Here is a 24,811-nt window from a genome sequence, read left to right on the forward strand (position 1 = left end):
TGTCCTGAAACGCAAAGCAAACAAGCGATGCGGCTGCCTGCAGCAGGAAGGAGCAGGATTGTTGTTTTACCGGAATTGGTACATTTGCACTTGCTGAAACGTTTGATTTCTGTATCAGCTATTTTCAAAAGTCCCTACGATTCCCAAGCATATGAAAAGAGCGCTTCAATTCCTGTTCCTGCTATTCGCAATTCCGTTTTTAGCAAAGACCCAGCAACTACCCCGGGGCAGCATCAACAGGAAACAACTGGTCGAGCGGCATACGGTACGCGTTGAAACAGCAGATACGCTGTCTTCCCTTTCAGTAGGTAACGGTGCATTTGCTTTTACGACGGATATTACGGGTTTGCAAACATTTCCTGAAGTTTATTCCAGGGGCGTGCCACTTGGAACGCAAAGCGAATGGGGCTGGCATAGTTTTCCCAATACGCAGCATTATGCCTTCCGGGACGCACTAAAGTCTTACCAGCTTAACGGAAGGGACGTATTATATGCAGTGCAGTGGAGCGGTGGTCCGCCGGCTCATCATCAGGCAGCCGACTACTTCCGGCAAAACCTGCACCGGCTGCAGCTGGGCAATATCGGGTTCGACATCCGGTTGCGGAACGGCGCACCTGCCCGAATCACCGATATCCGCAACATCACGCAAGAATTGAATATGTGGACCGGAGCCATCACGTCTTCTTTTATGGTAGAAGGTATCCCGGTAACAGTGTCCACCTTTTGTCATCAGCAACAGGACGCCATTGCCGTACAGGTTCGCTCCACCTTATTGACACAGGGCCGTCTCCGGATCCGCATCCGCCTGCCCTATCCTACCGGTACATGGGCCGATATGGGCACTCACTGGAACGAAGAACAAAAGCACCAGTCTGTATTGACCGGCCTTTCAAAGAACTGTTCAGTGATCCGGCATACATTGGATACCACAATCTATACGATTACCACTACATGGACCGGAGCCGCTACAATAGCTGCAAAAGCACCCCACGATTACCTGCTGACACCGCAGCATCGCGATCATTTCGAATTTACCTGTGCATTCCGTTCCGGAAGCCAGGCAGCACCCACCCCTTCCTATTCAGAAACCGCGGCGAACAACCGGCAGCAATGGGCACAATTCTGGAAAAGCGGAGGAGCTGTTGATTTTTCGGGCAGCACCGATCCCAGGGCAGCGGAACTGGAACGCAGGATCATCCTGTCTCAGTATCTTACCAAAATTCAATGCGCGGGCAATAACCCTCCCCAGGAAACCGGCCTTACCTATAACAGCTGGTATGGCAAACCCCATATGGAAATGCACTGGTGGCACGGCGTGCATTTTGCATTATGGGGACGTACGGCCTTACTCGAAAAAACGCTTGCGTGGTATGCGAAAGCCGCAGGCGGAGCCCGGCGGATTGCTGAAAGGCAGGGATACCGGGGACTGCGCTGGCAAAAGATGACCGACAATGAAGGCCGTGAAAGCCCTTCCTCTGTGGGCGCGTTCCTCGTATGGCAGCAGCCGCATTTTATTTATTTTTCGGAGCTTTGTTACCGGGCGTACCCGGATATTCAAACGCTGAACAAATACAAGGACCTTGTATTTGCCACAGCTGATTTTATGGCCTCTTTTCCCTATTACGATACGCTGCAACAACGCTATATCCTGGGCAAGGGCATTATTGCAGCGCAGGAACGGTTTAAAGCGGAGGAAACCTTTAATCCAACTTATGAACTGGCCTACTGGCGATGGGGCTTACAGGTGGCGCAGCGTTGGCGCGCGCGCCTGAAACTTCCCCGTGAAAAAAACTGGGACCGGGTGCTGCAGCAACTTTCAGCACTTCCCGTACAAGGTGATAAGTATCTTTTTACGGAAAGTGCTGCCGATTCTTATACCAACCCGGAATATAAAACGGACCACCCGTCCGTTTTCGGAGCATTGGGCATGTTACCTGAAACCGCCGGTGTTAACAAAAAGATCATGCAGCATACCTTTGACTGGATCTGGAACAACTGGAGCTGGAAAGACACCTGGGGCTGGGATTTTCCCATGACCGCAATGACCGCTACCCGTCTTGGAATGCCGGAAAAAGCGATCGATGCCTTACTGATGCCCATACCTACCAATACCTATTTACCCAACGGACACAATTATCAGGATGAGCGTCTTACCTTATATCTTCCCGGCAATGGAGGTTTGCTTGCAGCTATTGCCATGATGTGCGCCGGGTATGATTACAATACCCGGGTCCTTCCGGGCATTCCACAAAACGGACAATGGATGGTGAAGTGGGAAGGGTTAAAAAAAATGCCCTGACCATTAAAATAATTGTCTTTTTAACAAAAAATTTTGCTTCGCAATCGTTTGCGCAGGATGGAGCAGGATGATCACCGGTTTTAGTTGATTTATTTTAGTATGGTTCCATTAAAAACGAACCATATGACCCTAAACTCAATGATTGCGCGAAGCCTCGCATTGCCGATAGTATCCTTTGTGTTCACGAACCATACATTTACACAGACATTCCCCATCACCGGAAAGATTGCCGTTCATAACGAATACGTTTACCCGTATACCAATACAGGTACACCCATCCGTTGCACCTTCCCATCCGCGTCCGACGCATTTCCTAATTTAAAATATACCAAATGCAAACACAATATCTAATGAAACACAGGCTTTCTAAAAATGCAGGTCTGGCCATCCTGGCATTTCTGATCTGCTCCTGTCAGAAATCAGTTGTCAATAACCCCGTTCCGCTGCCTAACGGAAGCAGCAAACAGGTCCTTAGTCCTGCAGCGTTGGCCAATGAACGAACTCCGGCATTCCCCGGGGCAGAAGGCTTTGGCCGGTTTGCCACAGGCGCCCGGGGAGCAACCGACCCCGCTGTTTATACCGTTACCAACCTGGAAGACAGCGGCCCCGGTTCATTCAGGGACGCCGTGAGCCAGCCCGGACGATTCGTGGTCTTTGCCGTTACCGGTATCATCCGGTTAAAATCGACAGTGGCCGTAGCCCCCAATACAACGATTGCCGGGCAAACCGCTCCCGGCAAAGGCGTGGTCATTTATGGAAGGAAGGTTTCCTTTACCGGCGCCAGCAATACCATCGCGCGCAACCTGCGCATCCGCCTGGGCTCCAATGCCGGCTCCTCCCGCAGCGATGACGCTTCGGGAATCGCCAATGGAAAGCATATGATCTTTGATCATGTTTCCTTTACCTGGGGCCAGGATGAAGTTTTTTCCATCAACTGGGATAATAAGCATATCGAGCCCGACAGCATTACACTGCAGCACTGCATCGTTGCCCAGGGGCTTAACAAAGTAAATCACTCTGCCGGCGGACTGATCCAGACACATGGGAGGATCAGCATTCTCAAATGCCTTTATGCCAGCAATAAGACCCGGAATCCAAAAGTAAAAGGCATTAATGAGTTCGTAAACAATATCGTTTACAACTGGGGCAACCTGGGCAATCCCAAGGGCCACACCGTTTCCGGGGAAGCCTATATTATGGGTGGATCGGAAGGTGTATCCAATGTCAATATCATAAACAATTATTTTATACAGGGGCCGCTTACTCCCGACGAACCCACGCCGTTTTCAAGGGGAACCGGCACCTTTTACCTTTACACAGCCGGCAACTATTTCGACCGGAACAAGAACGGCCTGTTGGATGGCACAGAAGTGTCCCCGGATTCAACCGGTTATCCGGGTCTGGAGCCCGGCAATTTTATGCCGGTGCCCTACGCTTATCCCTACAGCACCCCTGTATTGTCTGCAACCGATGCATTTAAATATGTAGCAAAAAACGCCGGGGCCCTGTATCCACACCGGGATGATGTAGACAAATTACTGATTGCGGAATTGCAGTCCCTGGGCACAGCAGGCCTGTATGTGTATACAGAATCCGACCTGCCCCTAGTCAATGGCGGCCTGGGCGATTTCCCCTATGCCAGTCCGCACAAAGACAGTGATGGAGATGGCATCCCGGATAGCTGGGAAAAGAAACTGGGGCTGAATGCCGCCGTCCGCGACGCATTGCAGCCAAACAGCGCAGATCCGCGTTACCTGAATATCGAAGTGTACATCAATGCGCTCGTGCGTAAATGACCGCGATCAAATCTTCTTAATTTTGGCCCTGACAACCTGCAGGCAGTTGTTCGCTAAAACTGCCGGGCGTGATTCAAGCAGCCCGGGAAACAGCTTGTTAGGGCCTTTCAAAAAACAGTGTTACATTGAACCGCAAAACATTCGTACAACAACTTTCGGTTTTAAGTGCCGGTGTGTGTATTCATACCGGAGGCCTGATGCCTTCCGGTCCTGCGCCTTCAGCATTCAGTAAACACCTCAAACCCCTGGGGCGGGCACTGGAGCTGGAAGGTTTTTATGTCTGGTGTAACAGTCCCATTACGGGCCCCGACGGCAAAACGCATGTATTCTTTTCGAGATGGAATGCAGCCAAAAAGATGAGTGGCTGGATTAACGGATCGGAGATCGTGCATGCCGTTGCAGATAAGCCGGAAGGTCCATATGAGGTGCGGGGTACCGTACTGCAACCCCGCCCGGGTTACTGGGACGCAACCACCTGCCACAATCCCTTTATTACTACCTTCAACAATAAGTACTACCTGTATTATATGGGCAATGCCAACGGAAAAACCAATACCAAACGGATCGGTTTGGCCGTGGCGGATACGTTGGATGGGCCCTGGGAACGCATGGACCACCCCCTGCTGGAGCCCGGGCGGAAAGGCAGCTGGGATGACCATTGTACCACCAACCCTTCCGTAATCCAGCACCCGGATGGCCGGTACTGGCTTTATTACAAATCCTGGAATACCCGGGAATACGAAACACAAACCGGCGCCGTACGAGGGAACCGGAAATACGGCCTGGCATTCAGCGACCAGCCCGAAGGCCCGTTCAAAAAATATGAAGGCAATCCCATTGTTGATTTTTCAAAAAGAGGGAACAACGCACAACTGGAGGATGCTTTTATATGGCAACAGGGCAATACATTTTATATGATTGCAAGGGATATGGGGTATTACAATCATGAATGCGGCATCATCCTTACTTCCCGGAACGGTATGGTATGGGGCAAGCCTAAAATTGCATTTTACGGGGCAGAGCGATATCTGCAACAACCACCGGCCCCACCCCACCTTAAGCGCTATGGCCGTTTTGAACGGCCACAACTGTTACTGCAAAAGGGGAAACCCACACACCTGTTCACTACCAGCCAGGGAGGAAAATACCATACCGCCTCTTCGTTTATTTTTAAAATCACCTGATATAAAAATGCCCCTGGCTTTGAGACCGATCGTCTTTTTCCAAGCGTCCCTGCAGTTGTTTGCGCAAACAGCCGGGCGGGTCAAAGACCGGCATTTACAGTCTGATCGGCGCTGCCATCCCAGCGGTGAAGGCAAGCACAGCACCCCGGTAATGGATGGGCCTGATCACATTTATTATTTACATCTCAATACCTGTTCCGATTTATTCTGATGTATGGGCCGGGATCCAGATTTTGCTCAGGGGTTCCCGCGCGGCATCTTCTGCCGGCAGGGGTGTTGCCGCCACCCGGTTCATCCGGCTATAATTGGGGATCGCCAGTAACGGCGATCCATCTGTCCAGCTCCCCTTAATCACCATAACGCCGCGTAGCAGATCGGGTCTCCATTGCAAACTCAACGGCCCGTTACTGATCGTTTTTTTGATATCCTGGTCGGCGGCTTCCACATTATAAACAAGCGGGCCATAACGAAGCGCCACCTTCCCTTTATCGGCGGCGATGCGCGCATCAGCGGTTACGCGTTGTATTTCCATTGGCAATTCCAGGTCGATCTGATCTCCTTTTTCCCATACTCTGGTAACCGCCACGTAACCCTGATGCACTGTTGAAGCAATCATCCTGCCGTTTACAGACATGAATTTCAGCCCCTGCACCAAGGGCACGGCCCTGTACAGTTTGCTGGTGCTGCGATTGGGCACACGGATATAAATCGTAAATGCTTTTTTTTGATCCGGATTTACCGTAATACGAACCTTTCCGCTCCAGGGGTAATCTGTTTTTTGTATCATCTCTACGTCTGTGCCCGCAACCTGATCCACTTTGATGGTACTTCCTACAAAAAGGTTTACATAAAGTCCCTGTTCGCCCCTGACATAGGTCCAGGTGGGCAACATCAGCAGCGTGCGGGGAATATTGCCTACACAGCAGGGACACACATGCCAGGCGTATCTTGGCTGACTGGTAGACAGCGCATTCGTATACGTAAAGTATTTGCCATCGAGCGATAAGGACCCCAGCAAGGCATTGTACATCGTTTCTTCATAAAGGTCTGCATATTTGGCATCATGGTAGGCCAGGTTCATCTTATACTGAAAAAATATGAGCCCGCAGCTGGAGCAGGACTCGCAGTAAGCATCATTGCCTAATGAAAAATCAGGACCGAAACCTTCGGAGGTTTCACCACTTCCGATTCCGCCGGTGATATAATATTTCCGGTTCACCATATTGTCCCAAAGCGACATTACCGCACTTTGATAATCCACATCACCGGTTTCTGCGGCCACATCTGCCATGCCTGAATAATTATAGGTGGCGCGCACCGCATGTCCTACAGCTTCATACTGTTGCTGCACCGGTACATGGCTCTGATCATAAGAACTTCCGCCATTGCGGTTATCCAGCAGGAACCGGGCCAGCTTAATATAGCTGTCTCCATGGCTTTGATGTCCCTCCATATCATTCACAAACCGGCCAAACCGCACCAGGGCCTGCTCCATTTCCTGGTGTCCGTCGTACCAGGCATTTTTGCCCGGACCAATGTAGGCGACCCAGCAATCCGCCAGTTTTTTGGCCGCATTGTACAGGCGCTTGTCCTTACCCTCTGTAAGCGTGTAGTGATTGATCGCCGATTCAATAAAGTACCCCGCCACATATCCTTCATGGTTCCCCCGCCCCTCCGGAGACCAGCGGTTATGCCACCTGTTGGTATCGCGCAATGTAAAGGCCGTTTGCAGATAGCCATCGGATTCCTGCGCCGCCAGGATGATGGGGATCCACCGGTTCAGGGTTTTCTGCATTTTCTGCTGGGCTGCAATCATCTCCTGGTCACCCTGCGGATCCACCATAAGGGCTTCGCACATCGCCTCCACCGTCTGGTGCACCCAGGCATTTGAGAATACGTAGCCCTTATGCGGTCCGTGCGGCGCTCCACGCAGCGCTTTTGCGGCCTCAATAAAATTATCAATACCTCCGTTTCCAACGGACAGATCGGTGCGTTCGCATTGATCGATACAAAAGGGAATCCAGCTAACGATCAGTGCTTTGACCCGGTCGCTCCATAACTGATGATCTACCCTATAACGGCGTGTATACACCACATCCAGGCGCCGGGCCGGTGGCGGTGAGACCACTTTTACTTTTATGGAAGATCTGGCCTGCAGCTTGCCGGAAGCGGCCTCAAGAGAAAGCACATAATCGCCGGTGGCGGAGAAAACGGCCGTACCTGTTTTATCCTGCGCATTGCTGAAAGTAACCGTTCCCGGGCCTGATAACTTTTTCCATACAATCTTTTGAACCGGTGTTGATGACCGTACGCTACCCGAAAGATATGTTTTCCCATTTAACATTACATTCCGGTCGATGCCCGCATCCACAAGCGGCGGATAGGCGGCACCTTCGACCTGGTAAACCACCCATTCCTGCAACGACGGCACCTGCCGGTAAGCGGCATCTATCTCCAGCCGCAGGCGGGTGGTTTTTATTTCATCAAAACGGCTATGATTGAACACGTCGTTCTTTAGTCCCAGTCCCGTAACATTCTTCACCGGCACAAAACCCTTACCATTCCAGTATTGAATGCGGTACGCTGCGGGTATGGGTTCACGGCCGTTAAAATTGTGCCAGTACAAGGCGATCTCTTCTATCGCCACCGGCTGTTTCCACTCGTATTGCACCCATTGCACCTCCGGACGGGATGATCCGCCATGCCCGGCCGGAGCGAGGTCGCCCTTATTTACGGGCATCACACCATCATACAAATGCGAAAAATCGTCCCCCGACCCGGAGGGCATTGCTATCATCGCCAGGTTATGCCGTTCCGGCCCCTTCTGCTGCGCAAGGCAAACGGGTATCCAAACAAGCATCAGCCAACATACACAGATACTTTTTTTCATATACTGACCGTTCATATAAAACATAAATACATCTTTTTAAAAATTATTTTACCCAATCCTCACCTGCCCCATTGTTTATCGTTCACCGTTATATTTTTCAACTGCAGGTTTTTAATAAAGTCCAATGCGGTATCGGTCCCCTCCGGAGCGGTCATGCGCAGCCGCTCCAAGATAAAATCGGATAGGGTGTATTGCCTGGAGGATTTAATGTTAAGAAACGTATTACAGCTCACCCGGCAATTGCGCATGGTAATATGACGAGCAAAAGACCGGGGTTCCGGCTGCCCTTTCAGATCGAAGAACTGTGTCCAGGGGCTTATAGAAAGAAAATTGCGTGCCGTACCGGTAATATCCTCTACCAATACGTATTCATGCTGTTGCGGTGTATCGGGGCGCATCTTCAGCAGCAGCACGTGCGATGTGTTCTTTACGGTGCAGCGCCGCATAATGACATTGTGTGTAAAAACCGATTCACTCCCCAGCGTTAATGAAGGGCAGTTATCAAAGATATTGTCTTCCACAATAATATTTTGGTTGGCACCGTTGCTGGCATCCTTGTCGGCCTTGGGCCCCTTGCCTCCTTTCAGACAAACACCATCATCGTTGACCGATATATAGCAATTTTTTATCAACACATTCCGGCATACATCCAGGTCGATCCCATCGGAACTTGGGGCGCGTACCTCGAATCCGTTATTGGTACCTGCCAAGATCCGAACCCCCAGGATTTTCAGGTTCTCACATTTATAATAATGCGAAGTCCAGAACGGCGAATTCAGCAACTGTACCCCTGAAACCTGCACATTCCTGCTGTTTGAAACAAATAAGAGCCGCGGGCGTTGCTCATCCATATTGGTGCATTCAGGATTCCACTGGCGGCGCAGCCAGAATGCTTTCCAGCAGTTCAGTCCATTGCCATTAATGGTACCCTTGCCCGAAATCGTAAACCCGTCCAGCCCGTCGGCATTCACCAGGGCTGCGAAATATTTCAATGACTGTCCCTCGATCCGGGTGGTAACCACCTTAAAATCGGCGATACGATCGCTGCATTTGAGGGTGGCGCCTTCCTCCAGGTATAAATGTGTTTTTGGCTTAAAAAACAGGGAACCGCTGAGGAAAACACCTTTCGGGATGATAATAACGCCCCCTCCTTCGCCGGCCGCTTTGTCAATCACTGCCTGGATATGCCCGGTTTGGACTACTGTACTATCGTTCCTTACACCATGATCTGTAATGTTGTACTTTTTGCCCAATGTATGGAGCTCAGCGACAGCCGTATCAGAGAACCAGGCAGGTATAGGCGTACTATCGGGGAAGCGTTGCGCCGTGCTCTTTAAAACAGGAACCGTAAGCACCAGCACCAGTATAAAAATGATTGTTTTTTTGTTCTGCATGTTTGATCATTTAACCTTACCTGGCAGATTGATAAACTCCCGGAGCCCGCAGTTTTTCAGGGCGGTTATGCCGGCGATCACCATTTCCGCATTCAGCGTAGAACCTTCAAGATCCGGATGCGTATGATCTTTCGGGAAGAATTTATTGACCGCCTCCGCGCCTAAACGGTCGTATTGATCGGCAACGCGCTGGTTCAGATCGATGAAAAACGCACCGGTTTGCTCCGCTACCTGTTTTGCCCAGAGCCCGTAATCCTGGTCGCCGCGTTTCACTTTTCCGTCGTTAAAATTATTGCGCGGAACCGGTGAGCAAATAATGGGGATGGCTCCTTTTTTCCTGGCTTCGTTTACAAATCTGCGCATGTAATACCCGTAAGTATATACCGTTTCATTGACCTTGCGGATGGGATTATAAATCGTTCTGCGCTCGTCACCAATCCCCTTAATAGTTCCGCGCGCCCTTGCGGTGTCATCCAGCGGGCTGCTGTCGTTATGCCCAAACTGTATGAGCACATAATCGCCTTTTTTAAGAGTTTTCAAAATGGCATCCCATCGCCCGTCCGTAATAAATGTACGGCTGCTCCGGCCCCCAATGGCATGATTTTGCACCTCTATTTTTGCCGTATCAAAATAGCTCCCGATAAGGCTTCCCCACCCCCAGAGCGCATCTGCTCCTTTTCCGCTTCCGTTCTTAACGGTTGAATCGCCAATAATGTATAATACCGGCCTTGGCTTCAGATACGAAAACGAGACCAGGATGATGCTGACAACAGCCAGGAGATATTTGAAGTATTTCATGTTTATTTGATTGAGAAGTCAGATTTGAGATTCGAGATTCGAGATTTGAGACCAGAGATTTACTATTCATCTTCTCCACAGTCATTCTTTAAAAAATGTTTCAAATTCCTTCTGGGTAATCATAAAAACGGTTCCGTGTTTTAAACCCGTTGGCATGCGGAGCTTGTCGGAAACATCCACCCAGTTTTTCAGATCAGCGGAGCGGATCGCTCCATAACTATGATCGCGGTATTTATCAAAATAAACGATCCACTCCCGGCCCATTTGTAACACGGTGGGGCCTTCCGCCCAGTAGTTGCCGGTAACAGGGGCCGAAGGTGCACCATAATCTTTATACAGGTATCTACTGGCTGCAATTCGGATATTCTTCTGCGGTACCGGCAACTTTGTCTCATCTTTAAGAAACATCAGATACTGCCCGTCCTGCTCCTTTATGGTGGCATCAATAACCGTAAATCCCTTGTTATACAATATTTCCGGCTTTGAAAAGGTTTTGAAATCTTTTGTAAACACATAGTACATCCGGTGGTTATACCGGCCATCGCCGGACGAATCTGTGTCGGGGAACCGGCCGGGAATAGTAGTGGCCCAGTAGATCATGTAGCGCTTATTTTTTGCGTCGTAGTTGATTTCGGGCGCCCAGCAATTCAGCGCATTTTCATGCTCCATTAAAGGAAGATAGCGTTGCGCACTCCAGTGCACCAGGTCTTTTGAAGCGGCATACCCGATGCCTTTTTCATTCCAGCTCACGGTCCACACCATATGAAACAAACCATCAGGTCCTTTAATGATACAGGGGTCGCGCATCAGTTTATCCTTACCAGCGGCCGGTGTTAGAAAAGACCGGTCATCCCGGAGCGCTGTCCACTGATATCCGTCCCTGCTATAGGCCAGGTGTAAACCATCCTGTCCATTATCTTTAAAATAGCAGAACATATATACGTTATCCTCCTGGGCCATAAGCCTCGTGGTAATAAAGAAAAGGAATATCATATATTTTCTCATCGCTTGCTTTTTTAACGCTTCAATAGCGGTTTATTAAAATACATTATCCAACCGGGGGGCGGTTGTGTGGTTCTTTGGCGTTGCTGCTCTTTGACAAACCGAAGTAAAAATACAGGGTTCTTTTTACAGCCCCTTGAATTCTTGCCGGTTTACTCCGGCGACCCAATGAAACCATATTCCGGTTCAGAGCCAGTACCAGCTTGCTGTCAATCGGCGGAATGGCATCCGGAAAGGAAATATCCTGGCGGCAATTTTGGAACAGGCGGGAGCAACGGACGAACCCTAATGGTACCGGATCATCATACCGCGGTTTGGGAGCAGTTTGCCCCGGCAGTGTTACTGGTGCCGGCAAGACGAGCATCGCCGTAAAGATGCTTTTAGTCTTTTTTATTGCTGGTTTCAATACGGTCATACTACTAGTTATACCCCGGGTTTTGATAAGCAGCCATTTCTTCAGCCGTCATCGGCTTGCCATTCATCTGCTGCGCCAGCATCTGTTGGTAGGGAATCGGCCGGCGTTTATGGTACCGGGCAAAGGAAGGGCTGATATCGGCGTTGAAGAGCCGCGTGCGGTCATACAGGGTTTCTGTACGCGCCAGGTCCTCCCAACGATAAAACTCTCCGCACAACTCTCTTGTCCGTTCGTTCAATATAAAGTGAATGAACCGGTCCGTGGTTGAAGTTACGTTATCCGGATAAAGCTCACCCGGCGCATTGGTGGTAAATAGCTGTTCTGTGGCGAGGTTGGCGGTCTCGGTATTATCCAGCGTATTGGCCCCACCCAGGTATTGCCAGATCTGCGGGCTCCGGCTTTCATTGGATTTGTAGGCTGCTCTTTTCCGAAGCACGTTCACATAATTAAGCGCCGTTGCATAATCCCCTTTGCGGCCATAGGCTTCCGCAATCATCAGGTAGGTTTCAGCAAGCCGGGCATAGGTGCCGTTCCGGATTCCTCTTGCTTCATTGTTGGTGGTCGTAAGACGGATGGGATCCGAAAATTTTATCATTGAAAGGTATTTGTTGGCATTGAAATCGGAAGACACGGCTCCGCCAACGGCGGTTTGCTTGTAGCGTGCGAATACTGCATAGTAACGCATAGCGGCAATCTTTGAAGTAAGAACGGGATTACCGGCCGGGTTTACGATAAACAGGGCCGCCGTATCCCCCGGCATTACGCGGGGCTTACCGATAAGCGAGGGATTGGGCGCGTCTGCCGCCGTAAATTTCGGAAGCGTTTCTTTTTCAGCATAGGGTACATTCCGGTAAAATACGGTTTGAAAAGTTTTAAAGAACCGCGAGTCGTGCACTTTATCAAAAATATCAATAGTATAATCGGTAGGACGCAGCCGCCGGTAGGGTCTTCCGTTAAAGAAGTCTCTTGTCATGCCCGGCATGCCGGCATCATACTGCGTTGGGTAATACAGATGTGTGGTATTATTGGTGCCTGCCAGGCTAAGGTTACTGCTGAATTGCGCAGCAAAGATGATTTCATTGCTGGCATTATTGGCATCAATCTTTGCTTTACTGCCTGTGGGCGGAACCCCGGCCTGCCCAAGCGGCGCAATGATCCCATCCGGGTAGCCGGCATTAAAGAGGTTGCCATAATCGCTCTCCAGTGTGTGGCCGCTATTGGCAATGACCTCGTTGGCGTAATAAATAACGCTGTCCATATCTGTGGCTTTTTGTCCGCGTTGCTCGGTAACAGCACTGCCCCGGGTAAGGTATACCTTAGCCAGGTAATGATCAACCATTGCCCGGGTGGCCCTTCCGCGATCGGTTCCGCTATAACGCCAGGGCAATACCGGTCCGGCTTCCTGCAGGTCTTTAATGATCTGATTATATACCGCAGCCTCTGTTGCCCTCGGAAATTCATACTGAGGTTCCTTTGGTACGGTTAGTACCAGGGGTACCCCTCCCAGCTGTTGTAAGAGCTGGAAATAATAAAATCCCCTCAATGCCTTCAATTCTGCAATGCGCAGGTCTTTCTTTGCCTGGGTTCCCAATACAGCCGATGACGGGTTATCATAGGCGGTAATCAGCTCAATACCCTGGTTGCAACGCCGGATGCCCGCGTAGTCGTTCTCCCACAGATCATTTACAAACGGGTCGTTGGAGTTCAGATTGGCATCGTAATCGTTATATCGCACGTTGTTGAACTGATCACCCTCCCGAAACTCATCGGTACCGAAATTGGACATACAATAAGACTGCTCACCCGTAAATTTCCACTGCAGCGGCGCGTAAGCCGATTTCACCAGGTCCTCCAGCCCCGCATCGGTTTTATAATAGTCTTCATTGAGCGTGGTTACCAAATCTTCTTTTATAAATTTCTTACAGGATACCGTCAGCACCATCAAAATAGCTAACATCATCCATCTTCTGTCTGTATATATATATTTCATATCAGGCTTTTTAATTAGTATATATTTAAATTACAGATCAACCCTCACACCAAGTACAAAACTCCGGTAGCTGTAAGAGTTGGGGCCCACCTGCCCGGTGTTTGAAACATCCACAAATTCCTTGTAAGGCACCGTTTCGGGATCATAGTTCTTATCGGCATTGTGGATGAGCACGGGGTTCATGGCTGTTACATATACGGCCATATTGCTCATATGGGCCCTCTCGGTGAAATGCCTGGGCAGGCGGTACGTAAGCGTAATATTTTTTACCCTGATGAAAGTCGCTTTGCGGTAAGTAAGCGCTTCCCAGTACAAGGGAATGTCGCTTGTTTGAGTGGGTTGCTGGTAATCATTGCTGGGATTCGAAGGCGTCCAGTAATCGACCTTACTGGATTGATAACGTCCTACCAGTCCCGGACGGGGCACACGGTACAGGCCTCCCACCCGGAAATAAGTGAGAAAATTCAGCTCAAAATTTTTATAGGTAAATGTATTATTAACGCTGGCAATAAAATCGGGATTGTGTGAGCCCAATACCACTTTATCGATGGGGCTAAACGCCGAATCTCCGTTGGCATCAAAAATTTTAATCTTGCCCGGCTGATAAGCGCTGTTGGTGCGCCCGTTCTTGGGCCAGAAAATGGCAGACAGGATCCCGTTTGCGGCCGTGTCTGCGTACTGGAAGATTCCCTCTTTCTTATAGCTCCAGTACACCTGCAGGGGTTGGCCCAGGATCCACAGGTTTGCATAATTGCTGTTACCGGAGCCATCGATATCCACAATCCGCTCCTTATTTTTGGTAAACATAAAGTCCGTAGTCCAGCTAAATTCCGGCCGGGCAATGTTCCGGGTCGTCAATGCGATTTCGATGCCCCGGTTATTTACCTTGCCAAGATTAAAATACATCCAGGTAACACCGTTTGCGGCTGGTATGGTACGTTTTTGTAACAGATCCGTGGTATTGGAATTGTACAGATCCACCGTACCGGTGATCCGGTTGTTTAGCAATCCAAATTCCAGTCCCAGGTTGGTGGTAGTCGTCTTTTCCCAGCCCAGACCCGGCGTAGGAAAGGTAGAAGGCGCTGTACCGATGGCAGCCGTGCCATTTCCCCAGTTATAATTGGTAAACGCAAGAGGACCACCGGTCTGATAAGGGTCGATAGAAGCATTTCCAACACGACCGATCCCTGCGCGGATCTTTGCACTATTGAAAAAGCCCTGGTTGCTAAAAAACGATTCGCGATCCAGCTGCCAGGCAATGGATCCGGATGGGAACCAGGCGCCTTTATTGTCCTCCGACAACACGGATGAATTGTCGTAGCGGTTGCTGAGGGTCAGCAGGTATTTGCTCCTGAACCCATACTCCACTCTTGCCATATAAGACAGGTATTGCGAAGCCGAAAAATCGCCACTACCGGTTACCGTTGCGTCGGTGTTCCGTTGCAGCGAATACCATTTCTGCGATTCGAAGATGAGGTTGTTCGCGCTCATGGTCAGCGAAGAGGAACGGTTCAGGCTTTGCATCTCGTGCAGGAGGGTTACGTTCAGGGAATGGTCATTCTTAATACTCGTGTTATATGTTACAATATTGTCAAATACCCATGAGGAAGCCCTGTTATCTGTTTGACTGGCACTTGCCAGACCACCCAGCCGCACTGAAGATTCGGCGCCGTTAAACTGGCCGCGTACGGAACTGCGGATGTCGGCGCCGAACATTGTACGGTATTTCAACCCTTTCAAAAGCGTTACCTCGGCATATACATTTCCAAAAATGCGGTTGGCCTTGGTTTCATCAAAAACGGTATTGCGGTCATTAATGGCGCTGCGGATCTGCTGGTCGCCATTCGGATAAAGCACCCATTTGCCGGCCGAGTCATAAGGCGTCACCAGCGGGATCATGCCGGAAGCATTGCCAAAGGAACTGGTGCTTGAATTGGTAATGCTGTGGGAAAAGTTGATACTGGTACCGAAATTCAAAAATCTGGCAGGTTTGAAATCAACCGTATTGCCGATGGAATAGCGCGTATAATCCTGCGCCCATTCAATGCCTTTCTGTTTAAAATAACCGGCACTGAGGGATGCTTTTATTTTTTCGCTCCCCCCGGATACCGAGATGCTATGATTATCGGTCGACCCGTTCCTCAGGCCTACTTCATTTTGCCAGTCGTAGCCTTTTACTTTTGAGGGATCATACAGGTCCACACTGTCCAGCTGGGTAGTGATGCCCAGCCCCTGCATCAGGGCTCTTTCTTCAGCGGTGGTAGCCCTTTTCCGGGCCCTGAAGATATTGTTCACCGGATCATATACATCCCAGGTATAGGCGTCTTTGACTGCATTCCACTGCGCCTCGCTGCCAAAGCGCTTCCAGAACAGCGCAATATCATTCACAGCCGTGGGATAATAATACAAGGGATTGCTAGCTGAAGCGGTACCCCTTGTTGCCGTATACTGGCGGTCTGCAAAAAAAGCCTGCCTCCAGGCATCGGCAATCTCGGCGCCGTTAAAAACGGGCAGCGGGCGGGTAACCTTCTCGATCGATTTACTGCCCATGTAGGTAACACTTACCTTTCCGGCCCTCCCCTTCCTGGTAGTAATCTGTACCACTCCATTGGCACCTCGTACACCATAAATGGCCGTTGCGGACGCGTCTTTTAATATATCCACGCTTTCGATATCGGCTGGGTTCAGGTCATCGATGGTATAACTCACCGGGAACCCATCCACTACATATAAAGGTTCGTTACTGGCATTGAGGGAACGGTTTCCGCGAATGCGGATGGTGGCGCCGGCACCAGGTTTAAAACTGCTTGGGGTGGCCACCACACCCGTGATCCTTCCCTGGAGGGCCTGTGTAAGGTTGGAAGCAGGTACAGTTCTGAGCTTATCACCGCTGATGGAAGCCGTAGCCCCAGTTACATCCGACTTCTTCCGCGATCCATAACCAATGACCACCACTTCATCCATTGAACTGGTTTTTTGTTTCAGTACTACGTTTATCGCCGGCCCGGAAACGGTTAGCTCCTGTGTTTCATATCCCACGCTGGAGATCCCGACCACAGCGTCCTTCGGGGCCGTAATGGTAAACCGGCCGGCATCGTCGGTGCGTGTAGCGGCGGTGGTTCCTTTTACTTCAACAGAAGCTCCCGAAACCGGTTTACCGGCTTCATCCGAAACGACCCCTTTCACTGAAATAGTTCCCGGAACCTGCGCCCAAAGCCCTCCCGATACGGTTGCCGCCAGCAGGATCAGCATATACAGCAATTTTCTAAAGATTAAGTTTTTTTGCATCGTTTTATATTGGTTTAGTTAACATATGTATTAAATAATTGTAATTATCACAATTATTACTATTGACAATAGCATGATGCAGATGCCGGAAACAGCTGAACCATCAGCCGGCAACCCGGTATCCACTGCTATTTCATCTGCACCGCACTGTCATTGATCTCAAATGGATGCTGTTGCAGCATCCGGAAGATTTCGGCACCAGCCAGTAAAACAGGACCATAACCATGTGCCGCAAAATTGTTCACCGGCCGGTAATAATAAAATGCCGGGTCAAAGCCCATCCCGGTGCCCACACAAACGCCGGCGATCTGTCCCCCGGAAGTCACTTTAGTACTTACTGCATTCCAGGCCAGTAACGCTGCAGGTCCGTAAGCCCTTGCATCCAGCCAGCCCTTATTGATTCCCCGGGCGATGCAGTAGGTATAAATGGCCGTAGCCGAGGTTTCGAGATAGGAATCATTGCGGTCCAGCAACTGGTGCCAGAAGCCGGTCTTATCCTGGAGCGCCGCGAGCCCGGCCACATGTTTCTGAAACATGCTTAGTATTTCCTTTCTTCCCGGGTGGGTAGCCGGCAGGGCATCGAGCAGCTCTGTTTTTGTAAGCAGCGCCCACCCGTTTGCACGCCCCCAATGGAACTGCGGGTGCGGTTCCATCCCCTGTACCCAGCCGTGCATATAGACCCCTTTTGTTTCATTAAACATGCGTGCCGCAAACTGCCGGTATTGTTTTACAGCCTCATCAAAATAGCTGGTTTGCCCGGAGAGCAGGCCCATCTGTGCCAGCGCCGGTAAACTCATGTATAAATCATCAAGCCACAGCGTATTAGGCAAAGGTCGGTTCCTGGCAAAAGTTCCATCCGGAAGACGGAATTCCTTATGCAGTATATAGTCTATAAAATGATCGATCATCGGACGCGTCACCTTTTCATCAGCGCCTGCCCGCAGGGCCTTGATCATCGCCGCGGCCATGGAGCCAGCATCGTCCAGCGCATGGGGACGGATGACGGATGTTACCGGAACCGTTCCGTTTTCATGCTGTTTCAGCAATGCCTTATAATGCTGTACTACCTTCCCGATAAAATTGATCCGGTCAACAGCGTATCGGGCATACCGTTTATCACCGGTGGCAGCAGCCGCTTCCAGCATACCGGTATATGTAACGCCCCATTCATAACTGATGAGCCGGAAATCACCCGGCTTCAATATGCTGTTAAAATCAGCATCATCTAGGCGGCCAACTATGGCTCCATCCGGTTTATTGATCAGTTGCATGGGCGTTACAGCTTCGAGATACTGATATATTTTATCCAGCACTTCTTTTACACGCTGCGGCGTGGTTTCGCCATAAGGCGTACTGTAATCCGGTTTTAGCAGATGCAGCGGCGTTGTTGCATCATTCCCCTTCGCCGGCACGTATTGCGCGCTGACAGTGCCGGCAGCTGCTGCAATAAACAGCCCGGCATACAAAAGGCGTGGTCTTAAACACTTTATACAAGCGATCATATTTTTGGTTTATTTTTGAAACACTGCACCCTGCAGTGCCGTTATTGTAAGGGCGTAAGCGTAACAGGGCCCAGAAGGCCGGAGGGCAAGGGCTTCCAATGCGCTGCATTAAACAAGCCATTCTTTCCATTTTCCTTTAGCCGGGCTGGCATATTGACGTTGTAAAATATTTTCCAGGGTAATTGCTCCCGGTCCATATAAGCGATGCGGTTGGCCATCCGGTTGGCTACCACAATTTCCAGCCGGTTTGTTTTCTGCAACGCCGATGCCGGGATCACTGCTGTAAATGAAGGTCCGATCAATGTAGCCAGGCTCTTGCCATTCAGGATCACTTCGGCCGTTTCATGCACCGTGCCCAGGTTCAGCAGGTATTGCTCCGCATTGCCGGGCCTGTCAAAAGCAATCGTATATTTTGCCGTACCGGAGAAGTTCTTTACGGCATCGCCCGGTGCATCCGTCCAGGAGCCCAGGGTGCTGATGACCTGGCTTGCGGGCAGTACGGGACCACCTTCCAGGAAACTGAGGTTCCAGTTTCCCTTAACGGGGATGGCAGCTCCCGCACTGTTTTTATAAGGAAACGGATCCCCGTCCCGTTTGGTATCAAAGGTCTGAACCAGCATGGATGCATGAGGCTGCAACTGCACCCGTACCTCAATGCCGTTTTCTTTTTTACGCCAGTTGGCCAGCCCTTTCTCACCGCTCATCGCGTCAAATAAAGCCACCGATGCGGCATCAGCCGTCAGCGGCAGCCACTCTTCTGCAACCCGTTCCGTGCGATTGTTAATAAAATAAATACGGCCATCCATATTTTTTTGCCGAAGGATGTAGATCTCCTTATCTGCCGGCTTTTCTTTTCGTATGGCCCCGGCCTGCATCAGGGTTTCCAGGTCTTCACCTACCCAAACGGAGCCCTTACCGATGACAGCCTTCTGTGCATTCCCCTGTTGGGTGAACCGGAGCTGGCGGATCAGGCCGGAAAGCTTGCTCCGCCGGGCGTCCAACTGATACAGCCCCGGCACATCCGAGGGAAGCTTCTTATATACCAATACCGTTGCACCGGCCCGTGCCAGCGCCAGTATTTTGCCAAAGCTTTCATCCGTAATAAAATGATTAGCCGGCAGCATGATCGCTGTATATTGATTGCCTCCGGTGACGATATGCCCCGATGCAACCCGGAATTGCTGCAATTGCCGGTCTGAAAAAAAGTCAAACCCATATCCTTTTTCAACCATGGCGTTCGACACCTGTTCAAAACCGGTATGCTCAAAATTTTTCTCCATGCCGTCAAAATGTTGTAACAATGCGTTTCCCGGCGCTGAGTAGCGATCGATGATCGGATAATAAAGCAGGAGATCATTATCCGGTTTCCCCATCTGTAAAAAACTTTGAATACGTGCGATATAAGTGTTCAGTGCATGGAAGTCTTTCCATTGCGGGTTAACCGGCTGAAAATGCACCGCTGCATAAAACAACCAGCCCGGCCAGGGAGCCTCCCTCGGTGAGTAGGCGGTGCCATGATAAAAAACATGATTGATGCCGCCCAGAAAATACAGATCGATCGCTTTCTTTACATCACCCCAGGATGAAAGAAAATGTTCGTTGAGCCAGGTGGCTGATTCTGAGGAAACCAGTTGCTTACCGGTAACATGGGCCGCTGAACTTGCAAATTTAAAGCGCAGGATATCGTTTCCCTCCGTTTCCGGTATATCCACCACGCCATACAGATCCAGCGTATTTGCCGGTGAGCCATGGCTTTGATTGCGCAGCATCTTTCCTTTTCCATCGCTCCATTTTTTCCACTCCATTGTAAAATGCTCCAGCAACAGTTCGTCGATCACGGAACGGTAGTCATAGCGTACACGGCTGTTTTTATCTGCTTCATCTTCCCCAAAGAGCGCCGGCAGCTCATTACGGAGGTCGTAGCCTTTCCGTTTTTTAAACTCAGCAAAAAACTCCGGTGTCCAGTTGGCTTGTCCGCGTGCATCATCTACCTCATACGAGTCGTTAAAGAAGGAACGCAGGTAACTGATGTCGGATGCTTTAAACGCCTGATCAAACCGCTTAAAATAATTTGCTGCAGCCTGCTTTGAAAAGTGGTCAATAGCATATCCTTCACCACCCGGTGCGGCCCGCTCTACCATTTTGCCATGCAACCCCTCAAACAATGCATAAAGGGTCCAGTTTTTTGCGCCCGGAGGGGCCGTCCAGTTGAGCTTACCGGATGCTTCCACTTTTGCGGTAAGGTCTACCGGAGCGCCCTTGTCCGGGTAGGCCATCAGTGTTTTTAATGGCAGCCGTCCCGGAAACTGTACCTGATCCAGCGCCAGTGCCTGCAGGTTTTTATTATCCGGAAGCGGGTTCTTAATCGCTGCCACTATTGCCGGTTTGTTATTGGCGGTACGCACAAAGCCCTCTTGCATATATAGCACCGGTTCTTTTAACTGTTGATTCCCATTTAAGGCATAGGTTTTATAATAGATAGATTTACTGGCATCGGCATCTTTCACCCAGGGGCCGCCAAAAGGCCATCCGGTGCCGTTGGCCAGGTCCACCCCCAGGCCCAGGCGTTTGCTTTCTTTAAGCGTGAATGAAAACAACTCCATCCAGCGTGGCGACAGAAAGTCAACAAATTTTTGTTCCTGGCCATGAATACCGTAGATGGGCGTGATCTCCGTACCTCCGATGCCAGCCTGCTTGTATTGCTCCAGGTTCCAGGTCAGTTCTTCCTCGTTTACCGCACTTCCCTCCCACCACCAACGGGTCCAGGGTTTACTGGTTGCTGTAATTTGCGGCCAGCTAACCTGTGCCTGCATTATAACAGCAACTGCACAGGCAATCAGTAAGCATATTATGTTTCTTATCATTTTGTCCAAATGGCTTATGCAATTTTTTAATGTGGGCACATTACCGGCAGCTGGTCTGCGGGATTCTGGTTCGCTGTTTTCTGCGCCCCCGTAATGACCCTGCCGGCTAACGGCAGCTTCAGGTTTTATATCGCATCCCGTTATTCAAGATAGAATACTTCCTGAAGCGGAACGGATACCGGCGACTGGTCGGTATTCGTTTCCATGATATCGCACATATAGGCCCACCACTTCTGCATTACCGGGTGCGCGGGCAGATCTTCCATGGTGCGCCCCTGTTCAATCTTTAATATACCAAACAAATCGCAGGTCCCCTCGTCTAGAAAAATGCTGTAATCGCTGATACCTGTTTGTTTTAGCAGCTGCTGCAATTCGGGCCACAGAGCGCCGTGTCTTTTTTTGTATTCAGCTTCATATCCTTTAAATAATTTCATTTTAAAAGCAATCCGTTGCATATTACCAGGCATTATTGTTCGCAATCCATAGGGCCATCAACCAGTGATTAAGAGGCACTAAAATAAATCGTTTTTTGCTGTTACCCATCCTGCGCCATCCTGAATCTTGTTTTTAATTGTAAATTAAACAAATATTAATCATGAACGCATAAAACCGCATCCATTTCATTGAAGCGGTAATATCATACGGTGCTATTTGCTTTTTCCAGTCGGCCTTCTACCGGGAAACCGGCGTTTCTGAATATACCCGTTTCCATAACAGCCGCTTTTGCCAAAACAATATCCGGATATGCCGTCATCAGGGGCAACCGGGATGGTGTACAAACCGCAGCGCCTGGATAAAACGATTTGAACATGGTTCCTTCTTGCACCGGTTGACCGATGTTTGAGGTTTTGATCCGCCACTGTCCGTAAACGCCGATATCGCCATAACCCAGGTTATCCCCTAGGGTCAATATCATATTGGAGCATGATGGCGTTGAAATTTTTATGGAACAGGAACCGGCAACCCAAAAGCAACCTTTTACTGCGGACATCAGACCGCTTTTCATATAGGACTTCAGCATCGGCATAAAAAATGATCCTTTCAAAAATACGGTTGTTTCATTCATTAACCACATCTATACCTGTGCAAGGACCCGCCTAAACCACTTTATATGCGGTTGTTGAATACGCGTATTCTTTCCTATCCCTTTTAAAATAAAGGAGATAGAAAAAGCGCTGTAAGACCGGCAACGATTGCGTAAAAAGCAGGAAGCGGGCTCTTTTTTAAAACGCATCCCCGGCCGGAAAATAAATTATCAACAAGTGATCCCATCCGGTATAGCTGCAGGAGAAAAAAAATTTGCGCAACCAAATAATTGCATTTAAATTTGCAATCATTCAATTGCATAATATGATCATCAGGCGTGATGTTTTCCAGGCAATAGCCGACCCTACAAGGAGACAGATTATTGATCTCCTGGCTCATGAGCCGCTCAATGTAAATGCTATTGCTGAACAATTTGACGTAAGCCGGCAGGCTGTTTCCGTACATGTAAAGATCCTTGCGGAATGCGGGCTGCTGGTGATCCGCCGGGAAGGAAGGGAACGGTATTGTGAAGCACAACTGCATAAGTTAAGCGAAGTAGCATCCTGGGCAGCGCAATATAAAAAATTCTGGGAGGGCCGGTTTGGCGCCCTGGATCGTTATTTGAATACAGTAAAAACTAAAAAATCTACAAATGGAAAAGGTACAAAGCCCCGCTGAAATGACTTCACAGGAAGTATGGATCACCCATGTTTTTAATGCAGACCCGCAAACCGTTTTCCGGGCCTGGACGGATCCCAATCAATTGGCCCAATGGTACGCGCCCGATGGCTGCACCATCACTTTTAAAAAAGCGGATATCCGGAAAGGAGGTCATTACCACTCCTGTATTCATCACCCGGTACACGGTGATTGCTGGTGCAAGGGAACCTATTTGGAAATGGAAGCACCCCGGAAACTTGTTTTTACAGCGGAAGTTACAGATGCGCAGGGAAATGACATCGATCCCGTAACCGCCGGCATGCCGGCGGACTGGCCGGCTAAGACCACGGTAACCCTGGAATTTAAACCGCTGGGTACTCAAACAGAAATGATCCTGCATCAAACCGTAGCCGCATCGCTGGCAAAAGCAACCGGGGCCTTTCCGAGCTGGATTGAAATGTTTAACCGCCTCAACCAGCAGTTATGAAACCCATATGGATCTTCTCTGTTTTATTCCTCTGTTATACCGCAAAAGCGGGCGCCCATACCTTTCCTCCGATAAACAATGCGTGGCTTCTGCACGATACGGTTCCTTTAAAAGCCAGCTACTCTAAGGTGAACGGAATTAAAATGTACTACGAAATATATGGAAAGGGCGCTCCCCTGGTGTTGCTTCATGGCGGCGGCTCTACCATACAAACAACCTTCGGGAAGGTGATCCCGCTGCTGGCACAGCACCGGCAACTGATTTGTGTAGAGCTACAAGCCCATGGCCGCACAGAAGACCGTAATACACCTCTATCATTTGATCAGGACGCAGACGATGTAGCTGCGCTATTACAAAACCTCGCTGTTCCAAAGGCCGATATTTTTGGATTTAGCAATGGGGGAAACACGGCGCTTAAAATAGCTATCCGGCATCCGCAGCTTTGCAACAGGATCATTGCCGGCTCCGTTTTATTAAAACGCAACGGAACCGCCCCGCAATTCTGGGAAGCGATGCAAAACGCCCGCTTTGAGCAAATGCCCCAGGTATATAAAACCGCCTTTCTTCGTGTTACGCCGGACCGCACAAAACTGGTCAATCTCTTTCAGCGCTGTGCCAGCCGGATGAACCACTTTACCGATTTCAGCGATGCAGCAATCAGCTCCATAAAGGCTCCGGTGCTCTTTATCAACGGCGATGCAGACGTGGGTAGCACGGAGCACATTGCGGCTATGGCAAGACTTGTTCCGCATAGTCAGCTTGCGATCATCCCAGGAGGCCATGGGGCCTATATCGGTGAACAGGCTGCATCACGGCCCGGCGATACCCTATACCGGTCTGTAATACCGATTTTGATGCAATTCCTCGATGGAAAGTAGCAGGCATCCGGAGTCGTATGCAATCTGCGTACAGGGCACCGGCGCTCTTTTGAACCCCATGTTGGTACCCGTATTGCAGCTGCCCGGAGGGTGCTATGAATGACACTGTATCCATCCCCTCACCGGAAAGGACTCCCGCTGTCCATATTCCGGTTCGGACCACCCGGTCCGGACCTTCCCCTGTGGCTTCCGGCTCCCCTTCCTTCACAGGCCTTTCAGCAACCTGTACCTGTTTATCAAAAGAGTGCATGATGATTTATTTTTAATGTCTTGATCAACTAATTTTCGGCTGTGGCATCAGCCCGTGTTGTTATAATCCCGGATCCCGAATCATATAC

The 24,811-nt window shown here is 49.9% G+C and carries 18 protein-coding genes; 7 read left to right on the forward strand and 11 right to left on the reverse strand.

Translation table 11 applies throughout. The features are described from left to right. Positions 1 to 151: 151 nt before the first annotated feature. The 4 genes from LL912_RS05050 (at position 152) to LL912_RS05065 (ending at position 5,279) form a co-directional block, all read left to right on the forward strand. Positions 152 to 2,299, forward strand: a complete 2,148-nt coding sequence (locus LL912_RS05050) for a hypothetical protein (protein WP_235552469.1) — start codon at positions 152 to 154, stop codon at positions 2,297 to 2,299. 123 nt (positions 2,300 to 2,422) lie between these two features. After that, on the forward strand, positions 2,423 to 2,650 hold the full coding sequence (locus LL912_RS05055; protein ID WP_235552470.1) for a hypothetical protein: 228 nt from the start codon (positions 2,423 to 2,425) through the stop codon (positions 2,648 to 2,650). Then, a complete protein-coding gene (locus LL912_RS05060) occupies positions 2,650 to 4,095 on the forward strand; it encodes a pectate lyase family protein (RefSeq protein WP_235552471.1) in 1,446 nt (481 codons plus the stop codon). Before LL912_RS05055 ends, LL912_RS05060 begins: the two co-directional genes overlap by 1 nt. Before the next feature lie 125 nt (positions 4,096 to 4,220). Beyond that, entirely contained in the window at positions 4,221 to 5,279 is a 1,059-nt protein-coding gene (locus LL912_RS05065) for a glycoside hydrolase family protein (RefSeq protein ID WP_235552472.1), read from the forward strand. A gap of 202 nt (positions 5,280 to 5,481) precedes the next feature. On the opposite strand, the gene LL912_RS05070 is transcribed toward LL912_RS05065, so the two are convergent. The 11 genes from LL912_RS05070 to LL912_RS05120 form a co-directional block, all read right to left on the reverse strand. Next, complete coding sequence (locus LL912_RS05070) at positions 5,482 to 8,169, reverse strand: glycoside hydrolase family 127 protein (protein ID WP_235552474.1); 2,688 nt, start codon at positions 8,167 to 8,169, stop codon at positions 5,482 to 5,484. A gap of 59 nt (positions 8,170 to 8,228) precedes the next feature. Next, the gene (locus LL912_RS05075) at positions 8,229 to 9,563 is read right to left on the reverse strand and encodes a rhamnogalacturonidase (protein WP_235552475.1); all 1,335 of its coding nucleotides are present in this window, start codon (positions 9,561 to 9,563) and stop codon (positions 8,229 to 8,231) included. 6 nt (positions 9,564 to 9,569) lie between these two features. Then, positions 9,570 to 10,361, reverse strand: coding sequence for a rhamnogalacturonan acetylesterase (locus tag LL912_RS05080; RefSeq protein ID WP_235552477.1), 792 nt, complete (start codon positions 10,359 to 10,361; stop codon positions 9,570 to 9,572). 81 nt (positions 10,362 to 10,442) lie between these two features. Further along, complete coding sequence (locus tag LL912_RS05085) at positions 10,443 to 11,366, reverse strand: glycoside hydrolase family 43 protein (protein ID WP_235552478.1); 924 nt, start codon at positions 11,364 to 11,366, stop codon at positions 10,443 to 10,445. A gap of 43 nt (positions 11,367 to 11,409) precedes the next feature. Further along, complete coding sequence (locus LL912_RS05090; RefSeq protein ID WP_235552479.1) at positions 11,410 to 11,778, reverse strand: hypothetical protein; 369 nt, start codon at positions 11,776 to 11,778, stop codon at positions 11,410 to 11,412. 4 nt (positions 11,779 to 11,782) lie between these two features. Continuing rightward, positions 11,783 to 13,768, reverse strand: a complete 1,986-nt coding sequence (locus tag LL912_RS05095; RefSeq protein ID WP_235552480.1) for a RagB/SusD family nutrient uptake outer membrane protein — start codon at positions 13,766 to 13,768, stop codon at positions 11,783 to 11,785. A gap of 30 nt (positions 13,769 to 13,798) precedes the next feature. Further along, the gene (locus tag LL912_RS05100) at positions 13,799 to 17,056 is read right to left on the reverse strand and encodes a SusC/RagA family TonB-linked outer membrane protein (protein WP_235552481.1); all 3,258 of its coding nucleotides are present in this window, start codon (positions 17,054 to 17,056) and stop codon (positions 13,799 to 13,801) included. A gap of 128 nt (positions 17,057 to 17,184) precedes the next feature. Next, on the reverse strand, positions 17,185 to 18,558 hold the full coding sequence (locus LL912_RS05105; RefSeq protein WP_235552482.1) for a glycoside hydrolase family 88/105 protein: 1,374 nt from the start codon (positions 18,556 to 18,558) through the stop codon (positions 17,185 to 17,187). A 41-nt stretch (positions 18,559 to 18,599) separates the two neighbouring features. Next, entirely contained in the window at positions 18,600 to 21,422 is a 2,823-nt protein-coding gene (locus LL912_RS05110; RefSeq protein ID WP_235552483.1) for a glycosyl hydrolase, read from the reverse strand. A gap of 140 nt (positions 21,423 to 21,562) precedes the next feature. Continuing rightward, positions 21,563 to 21,889: an L-rhamnose mutarotase gene (rhaM, locus tag LL912_RS05115; protein WP_319941323.1), complete on the reverse strand. Its 327-nt coding sequence runs from the start codon at positions 21,887 to 21,889 to the stop codon at positions 21,563 to 21,565. A gap of 170 nt (positions 21,890 to 22,059) precedes the next feature. Then, complete coding sequence (locus tag LL912_RS05120) at positions 22,060 to 22,338, reverse strand: sulfatase-like hydrolase/transferase (protein WP_235552485.1); 279 nt, start codon at positions 22,336 to 22,338, stop codon at positions 22,060 to 22,062. Between the two features lie 434 nt (positions 22,339 to 22,772). Here LL912_RS05120 and LL912_RS05125 point away from each other — a divergent pair, with 434 nt between their 5' ends. The 3 genes from LL912_RS05125 to LL912_RS05135 are packed head-to-tail and all read left to right on the forward strand — an operon-like array spanning position 22,773 to position 24,473. Beyond that, positions 22,773 to 23,126: an ArsR/SmtB family transcription factor gene (locus LL912_RS05125; RefSeq protein ID WP_255785563.1), complete on the forward strand. Its 354-nt coding sequence runs from the start codon at positions 22,773 to 22,775 to the stop codon at positions 23,124 to 23,126. Further along, positions 23,101 to 23,595, forward strand: coding sequence for an SRPBCC family protein (locus LL912_RS05130; protein ID WP_235552486.1), 495 nt, complete (start codon positions 23,101 to 23,103; stop codon positions 23,593 to 23,595). Before LL912_RS05125 ends, LL912_RS05130 begins: the two co-directional genes overlap by 26 nt. After that, positions 23,592 to 24,473: an alpha/beta fold hydrolase gene (locus LL912_RS05135; protein ID WP_235552487.1), complete on the forward strand. Its 882-nt coding sequence runs from the start codon at positions 23,592 to 23,594 to the stop codon at positions 24,471 to 24,473. The genes LL912_RS05130 and LL912_RS05135 overlap by 4 nt, the downstream gene beginning before the upstream one ends. Positions 24,474 to 24,811 lie beyond the last annotated feature (338 nt).

Source organism: Niabella agricola (assembly GCF_021538615.1).
In the GTDB taxonomy this organism is placed as follows: domain Bacteria; phylum Bacteroidota; class Bacteroidia; order Chitinophagales; family Chitinophagaceae; genus Niabella; species Niabella agricola.